Source organism: Salinicola halophyticus (genome assembly GCF_003206695.1).
Lineage (GTDB): Bacteria > Pseudomonadota > Gammaproteobacteria > Pseudomonadales > Halomonadaceae > Salinicola > Salinicola halophyticus.
This window is the reverse complement of sequence record NZ_PZJN01000001.1, coordinates 15,552-31,702: the sequence shown is the minus strand read 5'-3', so window position 1 is coordinate 31,702 and position 16,151 is coordinate 15,552. Positions and strand designations below refer to the sequence as shown.

The window sequence follows — 16,151 nt, the reverse complement described above, 5'->3', positions numbered from 1 at the left end:
GAGAAAGGCAACATGATGGATGCCAGCAGCGAGTCGCACGCCGTCGAGACCATCGATTTTCTCGACGATCCGTTGTGGTACAAGGACGCGGTCATTTACCAGGTACACGTCAAATCGTTCTTCGATGCCAACGATGACGGGATCGGCGATTTCCAGGGCCTGATCGAGAAGCTCGATTACATCGTGAGCCTCGGAGTCAACACGATCTGGATCCTGCCGTTCTATCCCTCGCCGCGGCGCGACGACGGCTACGATATCGCCGAGTACACCGGGGTCAGCCCCGACTACGGCACCCTCGAGGACGCCCAGCGCTTTATCCAGGAGGCGCATCAGCGCGGCCTGCGAGTGATCACCGAGCTTGTCATCAACCACACCTCGGATCAGCACGAATGGTTTCAGCGCGCTCGCCGGGCGCCGCCGGGTTCGCCGGAGCGCGACTTCTACGTGTGGTCGGACACCGACCAGAAATACCCCGGTACGCGAATCATCTTTCTCGATACCGAGTCGTCCAACTGGACCTGGGATCCGGTGGCCAATGCCTACTTCTGGCACCGTTTCTATTCGCACCAGCCGGATCTGAACTTCGACAATCCGCAGGTGCTCGAGGAAGTGCTCGAGGTGATGGCGTACTGGCTGGACATGGGCGTCGACGGGCTGCGCCTGGATGCGATTCCCTATCTGGTCGAGCGCGAGGGCACCAACAACGAGAACCTCGATGAGACCCACGTGGTCCTCAAGAAGATCCGCGCGGCGCTCGATGAGCGCTATCCCGACCGCATGCTGCTGGCCGAGGCCAACCAGTGGCCGGAGGACACGCGGCCCTATTTCGGCGGCAACGAGAACGGCGAAGGCGACGAATGCCACATGGCGTTCCACTTCCCGCTGATGCCGCGGATGTACATGGCGCTGGCTCAGGAAGACCGCTTTCCGATCACCGACATTCTGCGCCAGACCCCGGAAATTCCGCCCAACTGCCAGTGGGCGATTTTCCTGCGCAACCACGACGAGCTGACCCTGGAGATGGTCACCGACAAGGAGCGCGACTATCTCTGGAACCATTACGCCGTCGATCGCCGTGCGCGCATCAACATGGGCATTCGCCGCCGCCTGGCACCGCTGCTCGAGCGCGACCGGCGTCGCATCGAGCTGCTCAACAGCCTGCTGCTGTCGATGCCGGGCACGCCGGTGCTCTATTACGGCGACGAGATCGGCATGGGCGACAACATTTACCTGGGCGATCGCGATGGCGTCCGCACACCGATGCAGTGGTCGATGGATCGCAACGGCGGCTTCTCGCGGGTCGATCCGGCCAAGCTGGTGCTGCCGGCGATCATGGACCCGCTCTACGGCTTCCAGTCGGTCAATGTCGAGGCCCAGACTCGCGACCCGCATTCGCTGCTCAACAGCATGCGTCGGCTGCTCGAGGTGCGCGGCCAGCATCGCGTGTTCAGCCGCGGCACCATGCGGCCGCTGTATCCCAGCAACCGCCATATCCTGGCCTATCTGCGTGAACTGGTGCTGGACAACGGCGACAGCGAAGTGCTGCTGTGCGTGGCCAACGTGGCACGCAATGCCCAGGCGGTGGAGCTCGACCTGTCGGCGTTCGTCGGTCAGGTGCCGGTGGAGATGGTCGGCGGTAGCGCCTTCCCGCCGATCGGCAAGCTGCCTTATCTGCTGACGTTGCCACCCTACGGCTTCTACTGGTTCCTGCTGGCGCCTGAAACCGCGATGCCTGCCTGGCACGTGCCGGCCCCCGAAGCGATGCCGGACTACGTCACGCTGATCATCAAGCGTGAGCTCGAGGAGATTCTCGACTCCCCGTCGCGTGACATGCTGGAGAACGAGGCGCTGCCCAAGTATCTGCCCAAGCGTCGCTGGTTTGCCGCCAAGCAGGCACGCCTCGACCGGGTGAAGCTTTTGTATGCCGTGCGTATCGAGGACACCCGGCACGCCATGCTGTTGAGCGAACTCGAAGTACAGCACTCCCAGGGCACCGATCGCTACCTGTTGCCGCTGGGCTTTCTCGGCGAGGACGACCGCAGCGGCGCCATGGCCCAGCAGCTGGCCCTGGCGCGGGTAAGACACGGCCGCGATGTCGGGCTATTGACCGACGCGCTGGCGCTGGACGCCTTTACCCTGCGCATCCTCGATCTGCTGCGTGGCGGGGCGAACCTGCCGTGCGCTGACGGCGAGATTCGCTTTATGCCGACACCGGCATTGAGCGAACTGGAATTGCCGGAGGACGTCGACGTCGCCTACAGCAACGCCGAGCAGTCCAACAGCTCGGTGATCATCGGCCACCAGGTCGTGCTCAAGCTGTTCCGCCGTCTGGAGCCGGGCCTGCATCCCGAGGCCGAGATCAGCCGCTACCTGAGCGAGCAGGGGTTTGCCAACGTACCGCCGCTTTACGGCGAGGTGGCGCGCCGCAATGCCGATGGCGACTCCCAGACCCTGATGCTGGTGCAGGGCTTCATCGCCAATCAGGGCGATGCCTGGTCGTGGACGCGCAGCGCGCTGGAGCGGGCGATTCGCGAGGCGGGCGAGGAGAGCGTGCCGAACGCCGAGGAGAGCGGCTACAGCGCGCTGGACGAGCTCGAGGCGTTCGCCACCACCTTGGGGCAGCGCCTGGGCGAATTGCACCAAGCGCTGGCGTCGCCAAGTGATGATGCCGACTTCGCGCCGGAGCTGGCCGACGACACGCACGTGGCCGCCTGGTCGCAGCGCGTCCGCGAGCAACTCGAGACAGCGCTCGAGCTGCTGGAGCGCCACCGGATCGATGCCGACGAGGCCGATCAGGAGCGGATCGAGCGGGTGCTGGCCCAGCGAACGGCTTTGCTGGCGGCCGTCGAGCCGCTGGCGCAGCGGGCCCGGGGCAGTCTGCTGACTCGCGTCCATGGCGATCTGCATCTCGGCCAGGTGCTGGTCGCCCACGGCGATGCCTACCTCATCGATTTCGAGGGCGAGCCCGCCCGCTCGCTGGCCGAGCGGCGTGCCAAGGACAGCCCGCTGCGCGATGTCGCCGGCATGCTGCGCTCCTTCGACTATGCCGGCGCCAAGCTCGACGAAGCCGCTGTCGGCAAGCCCGGTGAAGAAAGCGCGATCGAGGTGGCCCAGGGGGTCGGCGAACGTTATCTGCTGGCCAGCCGACGCGCCTTCCTCGACGCCTATTGGCAGAGCAGCGCCGATATCGCCCATCGCTGGACTGCGGCGGAAGATGCCGGTGCCGCGCTGGACCTGTTCGTGCTGGAGAAGACGGTCTACGAGATTGCCTACGAAGCCGCCAATCGCCCCGCCTGGCTGGGCGTGCCGCTGCGCGGCCTGGCAGCCGTCGTCGACCAGCTATCCATGACATCAACTGCACATGAGAGGGGCATATGACCGATCTGAACGTCACTACCGTCAATGACGATGCCCTCTGGTTGTCCCCCGACGATGCCGAAGCGCTGGTTCGGGGTAGACACGGCAACCCGTTTTCCCTACTCGGCGTGCATGCCTTCGGCGGCGAGAGCGCGGAAGCCCGTCTGCTGCGCGTCTATCTGCCCGGTGCGCTGGGCGTGGACGTGCTCGACCGGGATACCGGCGAGCCACGTTGCAGCCTGACCGGCATCCAGGTTCCGGGGCTTTTCGCGGGTCGCCTGCCGCATGTCGCTCCTTACACCTTGCGCATCCGCTGGTCGGGCGGCGAGCAGCAGACCGAGGATCCCTATTCCTTTGATCTGCTGCTCGGCGAGATGGATCTGTATCTGCTCGGCGAGGGCAATCACCGCAATCTAGGCCACTGTTTGGGCGCCCAGCCGATGGAGGTCGACGGCGTGTCCGGGGTGCGCTTCGCCGTGTGGGCGCCGAATGCCCGGCGCGTCTCGGTGGTGGGTCATTTCAACGCCTGGGACGGTCGTCGGCATGTGATGCGCCTGCGCCACCCCGCCGGGGTCTGGGAGCTGTTCCTGCCTCGGCTGGGGCCGGGCGAAGCGTACAAGTACGAGATTCTCGACGCGCATGGCGCCATCGCGCTCAAGGCCGACCCGGTGGCGCTGGCCACCGAGACACCACCGCACACGTCATCGGTAGTCGCCGACACCACGCCATTCACCTGGCATGACGCCGAGTGGATCGCCCAGCGCGGCAAACGCCAGGCGCCCGACCGGCCGATCTCCGCTTACGAAGTCCACGCGGCCTCCTGGCGCAAGCACGGCGGGCACGACGGCCTCACCTACAGCTGGCGCGATCTGGCCGAGCATCTGATTCCCTACGTGCTCGAGATGGGCTTCACCCACGTCGAGCTGCTGCCGATCATGGAGCACCCGTTCGGTGGCTCCTGGGGCTATCAGCCACTGAGTCAGTTCGCCCCCAGTGGGCGTTTCGGCAAACCCGAGGACTTCGCCTATTTCGTGGACGCCTGTCATCAGGCAGGGCTGGGGGTGATTCTCGACTGGGTACCGGCACATTTCCCTACCGATGCGCACGGTCTGGCACGCTTCGACGGCACCGCGCTCTACGAATACGAGCATCCGTTCGAGGGCTTCCACCAGGACTGGGATACCTACATCTATAACCTGGGCCGGCGCGAGGTGCATGGGTTCATGCTGGCTTCGGCACTGCACTGGCTGCGTCACTATCATGTCGACGCGCTGCGCGTCGATGCGGTGGCGTCGATGCTCTACCGCAACTACTCGCGCAAGGAAGGGGAGTGGATTCCCAACCGCTACGGCGGACAGGAGAATCTCGAGGCGATCGAGTTCTTGCGCCACCTCAACGACGTGGTCGCCGAAGAGGTGCCGGGCGCTTCGGTGATTGCCGAAGAGTCCACTGCCTGGCCGGGCGTCACTCAGCCGACCTCGGAAGGCGGCCTGGGCTTTGCCTACAAGTGGAACATGGGCTGGATGCACGACACCCTGGAGTACGCCGCCAAGGATCCGGTCTATCGCTCGTACGCCCATCACGAGCTGACCTTTCCGATGGTTTATGCGTTCTCCGAGAAGTACGTGTTGCCTATCTCCCACGATGAGGTGGTGCACGGCAAGGGTTCGCTGATCGGCAAGATGCCGGGCGACGAGTGGCAGCAGTACGCCAACCTGCGCGCCTATCTCTCGATCATGTGGACCCAACCCGGCAAGAAGCTCCTGTTCATGGGCTGCGAGTTCGGCCAGTGGCGCGAGTGGAGCCACGATCGCGAGCTGGACTGGTCGCTGCTCGGCGAAGCGCATCATGCCGGCATCCAGAGCCTGGTCGGCGACCTCAACCGGCTTTATCAGGAAAAGACGCCGCTGCATCAGCGCGACACAGAGCCCGAAGGCTTCTCCTGGGTGGTCGGCGACGACAGCACCAATAGCGTATTTGCCTGGCTGCGCTGGAATCGGGTCGGCGAGCCGCTGCTGGTGGTCGCCAACATGACCCCACTGCCGCGCTACGATTATCGGCTCGGCGTCCCGGTGATGGGCGCTTGGGAGGAGATTTTCAACAGCGATGCCGAGCGCTACGGTGGATCCAATCTTGGCAACGTAGGCCGAGTCGAGGCCCTCGACACGCCGCTGCACGGCCAGACGGCCAGCGTGTCGCTGACATTGCCCCCATTGGGCGTGGTGTTACTGGTGCCCAGCGCGCTGAGCGAGTAGCGCCCGGGTCACGCCATTGGTCCAGCCAAAGCCATCCTGCAGCGGATATTCGCCGCCGATTGCGAAGTCCGCTCCAGGGTAGAGGACATATTTTTCCACCAGCTTGCGCTCGCGGCGATAGAGATCCTCGACCAGCGCCAGCCAGCGATCGGCGATATCGTCCGCAAGCTCGGTGAAACCGTAGGTTCGCAGGCCCTCGATCGCCATCCATTGCAGCGGCGCCCAACCGTTGGGATGGTCCCATTGCTCGTTGCTGTCGGTGATTTCGGTGGTGACGAGGCCGCCCGGTGCAAGGAGTCGGTTGGCAACGATATTGGCAACCCGCTCCGCCTGGGCATCGGAGGCCGCGCCCACGAACAACGGTACGACGCAGGCCGCGGTCAGGTGGACGCTGCTTCTCCCACGCGTGAAGTCGTAGTCATAATAGGCGCCTCTCGAATCGCTCCACAGGTAGTGATCCATCGCGTCGCGTCGCCGTAGTGCCCGGTGGCGAAAGTCTCCTGCCTTGCTGTCGTCGCCGACGGCGGCGTGCAGCCGGCTCAGGGTCTGCTCGAGGTGAAAGAGCAGCGCGTTGAGTTCCGGGGTGACGAAGTGGGTGGTACGAATCGAGCTCAGGTCCTGCACATCGTCCAGCCAGCGACCGCTGAAATCCCAGCCGCTTTCCGCACCGGCGCGGAGATCGCGAAACAGCGCTTCCGCGTGGCGGCGGGAGATGCCCGCCAGCTCCAGATCCTCGCGAAACGACTCTTCTCGAGGCGTGGTGCGATCGTCCCAATGACGATTCAGCCAGTGTTCCTCGCTGAGGCGCACACAGCGCCGGTGGCTCTCGCCGGGCGCCAATGTTTCTTCGCCGTCCATCCAGAACGCATACTCCTGTTCCAGCTGCGGCAGGTAGTCGATGGCGTCGCGCAGCCCCTGGCGTTCGGTCAACTCGACCATCATCGAGAACAGCGGCGGTTGCGAACGGCTCAGGTAGTAGCTGCGATTGCCGTTGGGCATATGACCGTGGCGCTGGATGAGAGCGGCGCAATTGTCGGTGACGGCGCGCACCAGGTGATTTTCACCGCTGGCCGCCAGGCCCAGCATGATGAAATAGGAATCCCAGTAGTAGTACTCGCGAAAGCGCCCGCCGGGAACGACATAGTCCTCACAAAGCGCCAACAGCGAGGACCAGCGCGGATGCTGACGCGAATTGCGCGTGAGCACCGGCCACAGGTTGTCGATGTGGGTGATCAGATCGTGCTCGGGCCGGGATTCGTAACCCTTGCCGGGGAGGACGTCGCTGTAGAAGTGATCGGCCACGAAGGCCCCGAGGTCGAATCCTGGCTGGCTGCGCTGCTGCTCATACGCTTCCATGATCTGCTCGGGTGGCTGCCGAGGTATGGCGTCGGCGAAGGTTTTGGAGTCAGGAAAGATATGCGCGAGAGCGACGGCCTCGAACAACTCGCCGTAGTGGTCGTAAGGGGTGATTGCTGCTTCGTCCCGAAAGTCAGCGTTTTCGGACCTCGTCTGAGGACTGTCGAGCATGCCGGTTTTCCTGGATAAGGAGTGGTTGTCGGTGACGAAACCGTACGGAATGAGGCGTCATACTGCCACAGTAGACCGCCGTCTACCGGTACTAGGTTCCGCTAGTGTGAACCGCTTCGCTTTAAGGCTCAAAGCCAGCTTGGCGTTGTCGCCGGCGGCCTTGGATAGCATGATGTCGGCGACAAGCTATCGAAGACTCGATAGGAGCGCAGACAGGAGTCAACGTGAGCGGATTGAGACAGTGGGGATGGATGTGGGTACTGACCCTGATATTGGTGACTTCGACGTTCATGGTCAGTCTTCCGGCATCGGCGCAGTCCTTGTCATCACTGGTGAGCGGTGGCGGTCTGGCCAGCGGGACGAGTTCGGCCCCGACCCCGTCGCCACAAGAGCTGCGCGCTTCGCTCGATCAAATCATCGCCACGCTCGACGACAGCGATCAGCGCCAGGCGCTGCTCGACCATCTCAGGCAGCTGCGTGACGCCACGGCGGTCGATGCAGGGAAGGAGAGCTCGGATGGACTGCTCGGTGCGCTGGCGCAGTCGTTTTCATCGTTGGAGACGGACGGTCTCGACAACCCGATCCGTTACTGGTCGGCGAAAGCGGAACAGGCCGGCAGCGATATCTCGGGGTTGAGCGATCGCGAACGGTTGACGACGATCTTCCTCGATCTGCTGTGGGTCACTGCGCTGTGGGTCGGCGTCACCGGGGTTCTCGCCATGCTGTGGCGTTGGGGCGTGGGGCTATTGGGGCTGATGTGGCATCTGCCTCCGGAACCCACGACCTGGATGCTGGTTCGCCATATCATCCGGCGCGTGGTGCCGCTAGCCATCGGTTTTGGCGTGGCGTTGACGACCGTTCATCAGCTTGCCACCGGTTCGGTCGGTAGCACGCTGGCCATGGTAGCGGCCTATGCCACGCTCTGCGGCGCGGTCTTCTCATCCATCTGTGAAATCGTCTTCTCGCTGTTCGGTAGTGGCCACCGCCATACCGCACTGCGCATTCTGCGTCGTCGCGGCGCTCGCTGGCTATTCGCCCTCGGCGCGCTGGTCGCACTGGGAGACGCAGCCAATGCCGAGGCCCTGGTAGGGCCGCTGGGTGAGGGGCTGACGGCATTCCTATCGCTACTCGCCAATGCCTGCGCAGCCGTATTGCTGGGCGTCTTCGTTCTGGTGTTCCGTCGGCCCATGCGCCATCTGATTCGCAACCGGCCCTATTCACAGCGTCAGGAGCGTCGCGCGACCACGGAGCTGATTCGGGTCTTCAGTCGAATCTGGCATATTCCGATTCTGATCATGGTAGCGGTTTCGCTGATCGCCATGATCATGTCGGCGGAGGATTCGCGGAGTGCCTTCTTCCGGGCGGTGATTACCGCGGGGGCCATGATCGCGACCCTGGTGGTCACCGGGCTGATTCACCGGCGTAGCGAGAATGTGCGCGATAAGCCCCCGTCCGAGTACATGGCGCGCTTGGCGCGTTTCGGCTTTACGCTGGCGCATCTGCTGAGCTGGCTGGTCTTCGCCGAGCTTGCGATGCGAGTCTGGGGCTCGTCGCTGTGGGCCGTGGGCAGCTCGGCGGGAATCAGTCAGCAGATCGCCAAGGGGGTGCTCGGGCTGGGGGTGACCTTCCTGCTCGCCTGGCTGATCTGGATTCTGGCCGACACCGCGATCAAGCATGCCTTGCTGCGAAGCAGCCGCCGCCATGGCCGTCGGGTCAATGCCAGCGCGCGTGCCCAGACCATCACACCGCTGCTGCGTAATACCGTGTTCGTGACCATCGCGGTGATCGCGGTGATCATCGCGCTGGCCAATCTGGGCGTTAACGTCACACCGCTACTGGCAGGTGCCGGCGTCATCGGTCTGGCGGTCGGTTTCGGCGCCCAGACCCTGGTTCAGGACCTCATTACCGGGCTGTTCATCCTGATCGAGGATTCACTGGCGATCGACGATTTCGTCAATCTGGGAACGCACATGGGCACGGTCGAGGCGTTGAGCATTCGCACCGTCAAGTTGCGCGACCTGGATGGCATCGTGCATATCATCCCCTTCAGTCAGATCCAGGGCATTCAGAACTACTCGAGAGAGTTCGGTATCGCATTGATGCGGATCCGTATTGCCCATCACATGAAGATCGACGAGGCGATCGAGATCGTGCGCGGGATTGCCGAGGATCTGCGCAACGATCCGATGATGCGTCATCACATCTGGTCGGCGCTGGAGGTTCAGGGTATCGAGAGTTTCGACGCCGGTGCCGCCATTCTGCGAGTTCGCATGCGTACCGCGCCGATCATGCAGTGGGACGTGGCCCGCGCGTTCAACCTGCGCCTGAAGCAGCGTTTCGACGAGCAGGGCATCGACCTCGCCGTGCCGAGAATGAGCGTGGTGATGGAGCAGACGCCAATGACTGCCGGCGGTACAGGGCCGAGGGAGCCGGTGACGGCACCGGGCGCACCGGATCCGCAGTAGGGGCGTCGGCGATCAGGGCCACTTCACTGATCGTTCGGAATGATCGGACGCTTGAGGCTGCAATGTACAGAGCCAGCCATGACGACTTCTAAGCCTCGGCTGCAGCCAATGTTTACCGGCTCGTTGTCGCTGGTTTAGAGAAATATCGGCTTGAATCACAGGTTTTAAAATTCCAAGCCAGCTTGGCCGTTAGTCTTAACCACTAAAGGGTAAGCATTGGTTCTGTAAGGTTGTAGTAGAGTTGTACCGTTAAGTAAGTGGAAAGGATCTCCACACGTTGAATTTGATGACGTCGCGACTCAGTGAGGATAACGATGTCGATACGTGGGGTACGCAATGAGTCTGCTCAGTTTGGGTTATATCGTCATCGCCTTTTCCGCTTTTGGTCTGTTCATCGCACTCCAACTTTGCAGTAGCGACAAGGCACCGTGGCAACCGTATGAGCGTCCGGGCCAACAGACCCGATCACACGAGACGGGTATCGAAGATAGATTCTGATCCACCCCAGTTGTGTAGTGGTAACAAGAAACCGGCAGCTTTGAACTGCCGGTTTTGACGTTTCGGCTGCACACAAAGTGTTTCGCGTTGCTTTTATCGAGAAAATATCGCGCGCGACGTCCTGGATGAAATGGCAGCGGGTACGTTTCGCACGTAGTCGCGCGTCAGCCAGGCCAGCGGCGCGAGCTCTGGACCGAGCGTGTTGAAACAGCCCCAGCGCACGGCGATGACAGGGCGCAGGAAAAAAGGTAGCCGGCGATGCGCGCGCAGACCCCGGATACGCTTGGTGCGGGCGACTAGCAGATCGATGCGGTGGCGTTCCTGTAAAGGAAGCGACTGCAGATCACTAGTGACGGTCGCAGAGGGCACCTGCCCCTTGGCCGGATCGCAAGGCTCCAGCAACAGCCGAGCCAGCTGTTTGACGGTGTGATGTCGCATCCACTTCCTAATGGTGATGGTCATGTAGGTTCCCCTCAATGATTGTCCATGCTCCTGCAGGTCGTGAAGACATAAATAGCTCGAGATTTGTCAGTCATTTCGCGTGACGAGGCTATTCGCGAGACGCCATGGTCTCCCTATGGCATCGTGGAGTTTCCCCGCTTTCACGAGACAGAACTCATGCAGCTCAATGACATCCCTTTCGGGACGACCGACTGGTCGACGATCGTTCCGACCGAGCATCCCGGTGAAGCCGGGAAAGCGTTGTGGCGAACTCGGCATTTCGGCGCGTTGCGTGTTCGCATCGTCGAATACACGCCAGGCTACCTTGCTGATCACTGGTGCTCGAAGGGCCATATTCTGCTGTGTCTCGAGGGTGAGCTCGTCACCGAGCTGGAAGATGGTCGAATTTTTCGTCTTGCCCCGGGCCAGAGCTATCAGGTCGCCGATCAAGCAGAAGCGCATCGTTCCTCGACGGAAATCGGTGCCAAGCTTTTCATCGTTGACTGACTGCAGCACTCAGCCTAGCACCCACTGTCGGAACGCGCGCATCGGCTCGGTGAGGTGTCGGTGTTCGGGTATCTGCCGCGAGAAGCGGCCGTGCAGAGACACGCACTGTAGAATAGAGCGCCGAGTCCATGCCAAGGAACCGAGATGGAGCCTGAAGACCTCAAGAAACTGGTCAGCCGCAAGATGCCGTTCGGCAAGTACGAAGGATGGTTGATCGCCGATCTACCTGGCCCTTATCTCAACTGGTTCGCCCGGGAAGGCTTTCCCAATGGAGAAATCGGGCACTTGCTGGCGCTGATGCAGGAGATCGACCACAACGGGCTCTCGCCATTACTGGAGCCGTTGCGGTCTTCGAGGTGAATCAGACTGCTCTTTAAACTTCCAGCGACTTACACATCACGCCTTGCTCCGACATGACGTCCGCACGGAAAGTCACGTTCGCACTCAAGGCTCAGCGCATCCCCGAGCTCTTGTTCAGATTTTCCGGGCCGAAGGAGTCGGGCAGCAGCTCGTCCATGGTGTAGTGCTTGAGTGGGGCGCCGTCGCCGTCGAGCACGATGACCTCGGTCGCGGGCGTTGCGAATTCGCGGATGCGCTGGCGGCAGTCACCGCAGGGCGTGCAGAGATGTTCGCCGGGGCCGATGACGTAGATCGTGCGGATCTGGCGCTCGCCGCTGGAGACCAGCCCGGCGATGGCGCTGGCTTCGGCGCAGAGGCCTTTGTAGTTGGCACTTTCGACGTTGCAGCCGGTATAAGTTTTGCCGCTTTCGCTGATCAACACGGCGCCGACCGGGTGATCGGAGTAGGGCACGTAGGCGTTGTCGCGCACTTTCAGCGCGGCCTGGCGGATCTCGTCGGGAACCGGGGTGTCGTTCATGGATTGGTGCAGGGTCGTGCTCATCGATTTGCCTCCTGGTCGTCTCGCAACAGCCCTTCCAGCGTGATCGCCATCATCTCGGAAAAGCCGGTCTGGCGAGCCTGTGAGTCGAGCGCTTCGCCTTTTAGGATATGGTCGGAAACGGTGCACACCGTCAGGGCGCGGGCGCCGAATTCGGCGGCGACGCCGTAGAGCCCGGCGGCTTCCATTTCGACGCCGAGAATGCCGTGGCGTTTCATGGTCTGGAAGAAGTCGCCATCCGGGGTGTAGAACAGATCCGCCGAGAACAGGTTGCCGACTTTCACGGGCGTGCCGCGTTCGCGAGCGGCATCCGCCGCATGGCGGGTGAGATCGAAATCGGCAATGGCGGCGAAATCGTGACCGCCGAAGCGGGTGCGATTGACGCCGGAATCGGTGCAGGCGCCCATGCCGACGACGATGTCGTTGACCGCGACGTCATCACGCACCGCACCGCAGGAGCCGACGCGGACCAGGCGTTTGACGCCGTACTCGGTGATCAGCTCCTTGGCGTAGATCGAGATCGAGGGAATCCCCATGCCGCTACCCATGACGGAGACCTTGCGGCCCCGATAGGTGCCGGTGAAACCGAGCATGTTGCGCACGCGATTGACGCATTCGACGTCTTCCAGGAACGTCTCGGCGATGAACTGGGCGCGCAGCGGGTCGCCGGGCATCAACACGGTATCGGCGAAGTCGCCTGACTGGGCTTCGATATGCGGCGTGGCCATCTCATTCGTCTCCGTTCTGGGGGCTGTCTTTCGCCATTGTGCGTTCCTTCAACATCGATCGGCCGTATTCCATCTCGCTTAGGGTGAAATGGTCGGCCAGCGTCTGGCCGATGTCGGCATAGGTGTCGCGGCGGCCGTAATCGCCGGGAGCGATGACGTTACCGGCCATCAGAACCGGTACCTGTTCGCGGGTGTGATCGGTGCCGCGCCAGGTGGGGTCGTTGCCGTGATCGGCGGTCAGGATCAATAGGTCGCCCGGCTCGAGCTTGGCGAGCACTTCCGGTAGTCGCTGGTCGAATGCCTCCAGCGCGTCGGCGTAACCTTCCGGGTCGCGGCGATGACCATAGAGCGTGTCGAAATCGACGAAGTTGGTCATCACCAGCGTCTGGTCGCCGGCGTCATCGATGGCGTCTAGCGTGGCGTCGAACAGTGCCTCAAAACCGTGCGCCTTGCGCACCTCGCTGACGCCGCAGTGGGCGTAGATATCGCCTATCTTGCCCACCCCGAGCACCGTGCCGCCGCTGTCATGCAGTTTCTGCAGCACGGTCGGACTTGGCGGTTCGATGGCGTAGTCGCGTCGATTGCCGGTGCGCTCGAAGGTTTCCGACGTTTCGCCGATGAACGGTCGGGCAATGACGCGTCCGATGTTGTAGGGCATCAGCAGTTCGCGGGCGATTTCGCAGAGCGCATAGAGCTGCTCGAGACCGTAGTGTGTTTCGTGCGCAGCGATCTGGAACACCGAATCCGCCGAGGTGTAGACGATCGGCTTGCCGCTCTCGATATGCGTCTCCCCCAGCGCTTCGAGGATCGGCATGCCCGACGCTTGGCAGTTGCCGAGTACGCCGGGCAGATCGGCTTGCTCGATCAGGGCTTCCAGCAGTTCGGGCGGGAAGCTGTTCTCGCGATCGAGAAAATAGCCCCACTCGAACAGCGCCGGAACGCCAGCGATCTCCCAATGGCCAGAGGGGGTGTCCTTGCCGGAGGAGATTTCGCTGGCGCAGGCGTAGGCCCCTTCGACGGTTTCTGGAATGCTGACGCCCGCCGCCCAGTCGCCGGTGCTCAGCCGGTGGGCGTGATAGAGGCCGAGACGAGCCAGGTTGGGCAGATGGAGCGGGCGGCCGGCATCGGCGCGATAGCGGGCGATGTGGCCGAGCGTGTCCGAGCCGGCATCGCTCGAACTGGAATCTCCCGAGCTGAAATCACCATAGTCGGCGGCATCCGGCGCGTTGCCAATGCCGAAGGAGTCGAGCACCAGCAGGATGGCGCGCTTCGATGCGAGCGTGTTCGATGTCTGGCCCATTACAGATCCTCCTGGCGCAGGGTGGCGTGGATCAGCGGGGGGATGGTGGCATCGTCTGCCTCGCTCAAGGTGAAGGCGTGACGCAGGCGCTGGGTGACCGCCTCAGCATCGGCCCGGTCGGCGGCATGAATGCGAAGCAGCGGTTGGCCAGGTTCGACACGCTGGCCGAGCGCGGCGATGTGTGACAGACCGACGCGGTGATCGATGGCATCACCCGCGTTGCGCCGGCCGCCGCCCAGTTCGACCACGGCGAGGCCGAGCCCGCGGGTATCGATGGCACTGATGAATCCTGCCTGGTCAGCGTCGAGATCGACTGTGACCGGTGCGGTGGGAAGGTGATGTTCGGCGCGTTCCGCCAGATCACTTGGGCCGCCGAGACCGTGCACCATTTGCGAGAAGCGCTCCAGTGCCTCGCCGGAATCGAGAGCGAGGTCCAGACGCTTACTCGCATCTTCGGCATCACTGGCCAGGCCCGACTGGAGCAGCATTTCCTGGGCCAGCGACCGAGTGACCTGATAAAGCCGACTCCGCTTTCCATCGCCGCGCAGCAACCGCAGGGCTTCGAAGACTTCCAATGAATTGCCGGCACAGTCGGCCAGCGGCTGGTTCATGTCGGTCAGCAGCACGCTGGTTGTCGTCCCCGCACCGCAGCCGATGGCGACGATCGCCTCGGCCAGCTCGCGGGAGGCTTCTGCGGTCGGCATGAAGGCGCCGCTGCCGACCTTGACGTCCATCACCAGGGTCTCGAGACCGCAGGCCAGCTTTTTGCCCAGGATCGAGGCGACGATCAGCGGGATCGACTCCACCGTGGCGGTGACGTCGCGCACGCCATAGAGGCGCTTGTCGGCCGGTGCCAGCGAGCCGGTCTGGCCGATGATCGCCACGCCGACCTCTTTCACCAGCTTGCGGAAGGTGGCGTCGGACGGGGTGACGTCGTAGCCGGGAATCGACTCGAGTTTGTCCAGCGTACCGCCGGTATGGCCAAGGCCACGCCCGGAGACCATGGGTACATGGCCGCCACAGGCGGCGATCCAGGGCCCCAGCACCAGCGAAACCAGATCGCCGACGCCGCCGGTGGAGTGCTTGTCAAGCACCGGGCCGTCGAGATCAAGATCGGCCCAGCGCATCACTTGGCCGGAATCCCGGATCGACTCGGTCAGCGCCACGGCCTCGTCCCGGTTCATGCCGTTGAGATAGACGGCCATGGCGAAAGCGCCGATCTGTGCGTCGCCGATACGCTCATCGGCGATGCCCTGCATGACCAGATCGAGCATCCTGCGATCGAGTGTCTGGCCGTCGCGCTTACGACGAATGATTTCCTGCGTCAGCATGGCGTTCTCCGCCTGTGAACGAACGAAGCTGTCAGTAGCCGTCGGTGGGCGGCTGGATGTCTTCATCCGACAGCGTGGCGAGCAGCGCGTCGAGCAGACCGGAAGCGCCGAAGCGGAAATGCGCGGGCGTCAGCCACGCCTCGCCCATGATGCCCGCAGCCAGATCCAGGTAAGCCTTGGCGTCCTCGGCGGTGCGGATACCGCCGGCCGCCTTGAACCCCACATCGCGACCGCTGTCGCGAATCGCGGTCAGCAGAATCTCGGCAGCCTCGAGCGTCGCGTTGACCGGCACCTTGCCGGTGGACGTCTTGAGGAAATCCGCACCGCACTCCAGCGCAATATCCGCGGCCTGGCGAATCAGTACGGGATCCTTGAGCTCGCCGGTCTCCAGAATCACCTTGAGCAGCCGATCGCCACAGGCGTCACGGCAGGCAGTGACCAGCGCGCGACCCGACTCGGTATCACCGTTGATCATCGCCTTGTAGGGAAACACCACGTCGACCTCGTCGGCGCCGGCCGCTACCGCGGCGCGGGTTTCGCGACTGGCCCGTTCGACGTTGACGCAGCCGTGGGGGAAGTTGGTGACGGTCGCGATTCTGACGCGCTCGCGAACTCCCGTATTTCGCAACCCCATGTCGATCAGCTCACGATTTGCCGTCTCGATGAAGGCGGGGTAGATGCACACCGCGGCGGGAGCGCCATGCGGGGTGTCGGTGCGGCGGCACAACGCCTGGATCGTGGCGTCGTTATCGTCGTCGTTGAGCGAGGTGAGATCCATCATCGCCAGCGCCTGTCTGGCGGCGTGCTTGAGACTGTTCATCGTCCTGTTTCCTTGGTTAGGCGT

The 16,151-nt window shown here is 63.1% G+C and carries 12 protein-coding genes; 5 read left to right on the top strand and 7 right to left on the bottom strand.

Features of this window, described 5'->3' with window-relative positions; translation table 11 throughout:
- Positions 1 to 12: 12 nt before the first annotated feature.
- Together treS and glgB are read left to right on the top strand one after the other, a co-directional pair.
- Positions 13 to 3,378: a maltose alpha-D-glucosyltransferase gene (gene treS / locus DOM58_RS00115; RefSeq protein WP_110691300.1), complete on the top strand. Its 3,366-nt coding sequence runs from the start codon at positions 13 to 15 to the stop codon at positions 3,376 to 3,378.
- Positions 3,375 to 5,612: a 1,4-alpha-glucan branching protein GlgB gene (glgB, locus tag DOM58_RS00110; RefSeq protein ID WP_110691299.1), complete on the top strand. Its 2,238-nt coding sequence runs from the start codon at positions 3,375 to 3,377 to the stop codon at positions 5,610 to 5,612. Before treS ends, glgB begins: the two co-directional genes overlap by 4 nt.
- Here glgB and treF read toward each other — a convergent pair.
- A complete protein-coding gene (treF, locus tag DOM58_RS00105; RefSeq protein ID WP_110691298.1) occupies positions 5,583 to 7,139 on the bottom strand; it encodes an alpha,alpha-trehalase TreF in 1,557 nt (518 codons plus the stop codon). The two genes, glgB and treF, sit on opposite strands and share 30 nt — an antisense overlap.
- A 224-nt stretch (positions 7,140 to 7,363) precedes the next feature.
- Between treF and DOM58_RS00100 the strand changes: the two genes are divergently transcribed.
- Positions 7,364 to 9,604, top strand: coding sequence for a mechanosensitive ion channel domain-containing protein (locus DOM58_RS00100; protein ID WP_245392085.1), 2,241 nt, complete (start codon positions 7,364 to 7,366; stop codon positions 9,602 to 9,604).
- A gap of 591 nt (positions 9,605 to 10,195) precedes the next feature.
- Here DOM58_RS00100 and DOM58_RS00095 read toward each other — a convergent pair.
- Entirely contained in the window at positions 10,196 to 10,564 is a 369-nt protein-coding gene (locus tag DOM58_RS00095; protein WP_157957462.1) for a hypothetical protein, read from the bottom strand.
- A 156-nt stretch (positions 10,565 to 10,720) separates the two neighbouring features.
- On the opposite strand from DOM58_RS00095, the gene DOM58_RS00090 reads away from it, so the two are divergent.
- On the top strand, positions 10,721 to 11,050 hold the full coding sequence (locus DOM58_RS00090) for a DHCW motif cupin fold protein (protein WP_110691295.1): 330 nt from the start codon (positions 10,721 to 10,723) through the stop codon (positions 11,048 to 11,050).
- 144 nt (positions 11,051 to 11,194) lie between these two features.
- On the top strand, positions 11,195 to 11,410 hold the full coding sequence (locus tag DOM58_RS00085; protein WP_075563060.1) for a DUF3820 family protein: 216 nt from the start codon (positions 11,195 to 11,197) through the stop codon (positions 11,408 to 11,410).
- Positions 11,411 to 11,501: 91 nt separating this feature from the next.
- Here DOM58_RS00085 and cdd read toward each other — a convergent pair whose 3' ends face one another.
- From cdd to deoC, 5 genes are read right to left on the bottom strand one after another with little or no spacing between them, the layout of a single operon-like run.
- Complete coding sequence (gene cdd, locus DOM58_RS00080) at positions 11,502 to 11,927, bottom strand: cytidine deaminase (RefSeq protein WP_110691495.1); 426 nt, start codon at positions 11,925 to 11,927, stop codon at positions 11,502 to 11,504.
- 20 nt (positions 11,928 to 11,947) lie between these two features.
- The gene (deoD, locus tag DOM58_RS00075) at positions 11,948 to 12,676 is read right to left on the bottom strand and encodes a purine-nucleoside phosphorylase (protein ID WP_110691294.1); all 729 of its coding nucleotides are present in this window, start codon (positions 12,674 to 12,676) and stop codon (positions 11,948 to 11,950) included.
- A 1-nt stretch (position 12,677) separates the two neighbouring features.
- On the bottom strand, positions 12,678 to 13,976 hold the full coding sequence (locus DOM58_RS00070; RefSeq protein ID WP_110691293.1) for a phosphopentomutase: 1,299 nt from the start codon (positions 13,974 to 13,976) through the stop codon (positions 12,678 to 12,680).
- Complete coding sequence (deoA, locus tag DOM58_RS00065) at positions 13,976 to 15,307, bottom strand: thymidine phosphorylase (RefSeq protein ID WP_110691292.1); 1,332 nt, start codon at positions 15,305 to 15,307, stop codon at positions 13,976 to 13,978. The genes DOM58_RS00070 and deoA overlap by 1 nt, the downstream gene beginning before the upstream one ends.
- 31 nt (positions 15,308 to 15,338) lie before the next feature.
- Entirely contained in the window at positions 15,339 to 16,127 is a 789-nt protein-coding gene (deoC, locus tag DOM58_RS00060) for a deoxyribose-phosphate aldolase (protein WP_110691291.1), read from the bottom strand.
- Positions 16,128 to 16,151: the final 24 nt, after the last annotated feature.

What these genes read in the sequence shown, in the direction of transcription:
- glgB (WP_110691299.1), top strand. Translation starts at nt 3,375, where the DNA reads ATGACCGATCTGAACGTCACTACCGTCAATGACGATGCCCTCTGGTTG.
- DOM58_RS00090 (WP_110691295.1), top strand. Translation starts at nt 10,721, where the DNA reads ATGCAGCTCAATGACATCCCTTTCGGGACGACCGACTGGTCGACGATC.
- DOM58_RS00085 (WP_075563060.1), top strand. Translation starts at nt 11,195, where the DNA reads ATGGAGCCTGAAGACCTCAAGAAACTGGTCAGCCGCAAGATGCCGTTC.
- DOM58_RS00095 (WP_157957462.1), bottom strand. Translation starts at nt 10,564, where the DNA reads ATGACCATCACCATTAGGAAGTGGATGCGACATCACACCGTCAAACAG.
- deoD (WP_110691294.1), bottom strand. Translation starts at nt 12,676, where the DNA reads ATGGCCACGCCGCATATCGAAGCCCAGTCAGGCGACTTCGCCGATACC.
- treS (WP_110691300.1), top strand. Translation starts at nt 13, where the DNA reads ATGATGGATGCCAGCAGCGAGTCGCACGCCGTCGAGACCATCGATTTT.
- DOM58_RS00070 (WP_110691293.1), bottom strand. Translation starts at nt 13,976, where the DNA reads ATGGGCCAGACATCGAACACGCTCGCATCGAAGCGCGCCATCCTGCTG.
- cdd (WP_110691495.1), bottom strand. Translation starts at nt 11,927, where the DNA reads ATGAACGACACCCCGGTTCCCGACGAGATCCGCCAGGCCGCGCTGAAA.
- treF (WP_110691298.1), bottom strand. Translation starts at nt 7,139, where the DNA reads ATGCTCGACAGTCCTCAGACGAGGTCCGAAAACGCTGACTTTCGGGAC.
- deoC (WP_110691291.1), bottom strand. Translation starts at nt 16,127, where the DNA reads ATGAACAGTCTCAAGCACGCCGCCAGACAGGCGCTGGCGATGATGGAT.
- deoA (WP_110691292.1), bottom strand. Translation starts at nt 15,307, where the DNA reads ATGCTGACGCAGGAAATCATTCGTCGTAAGCGCGACGGCCAGACACTC.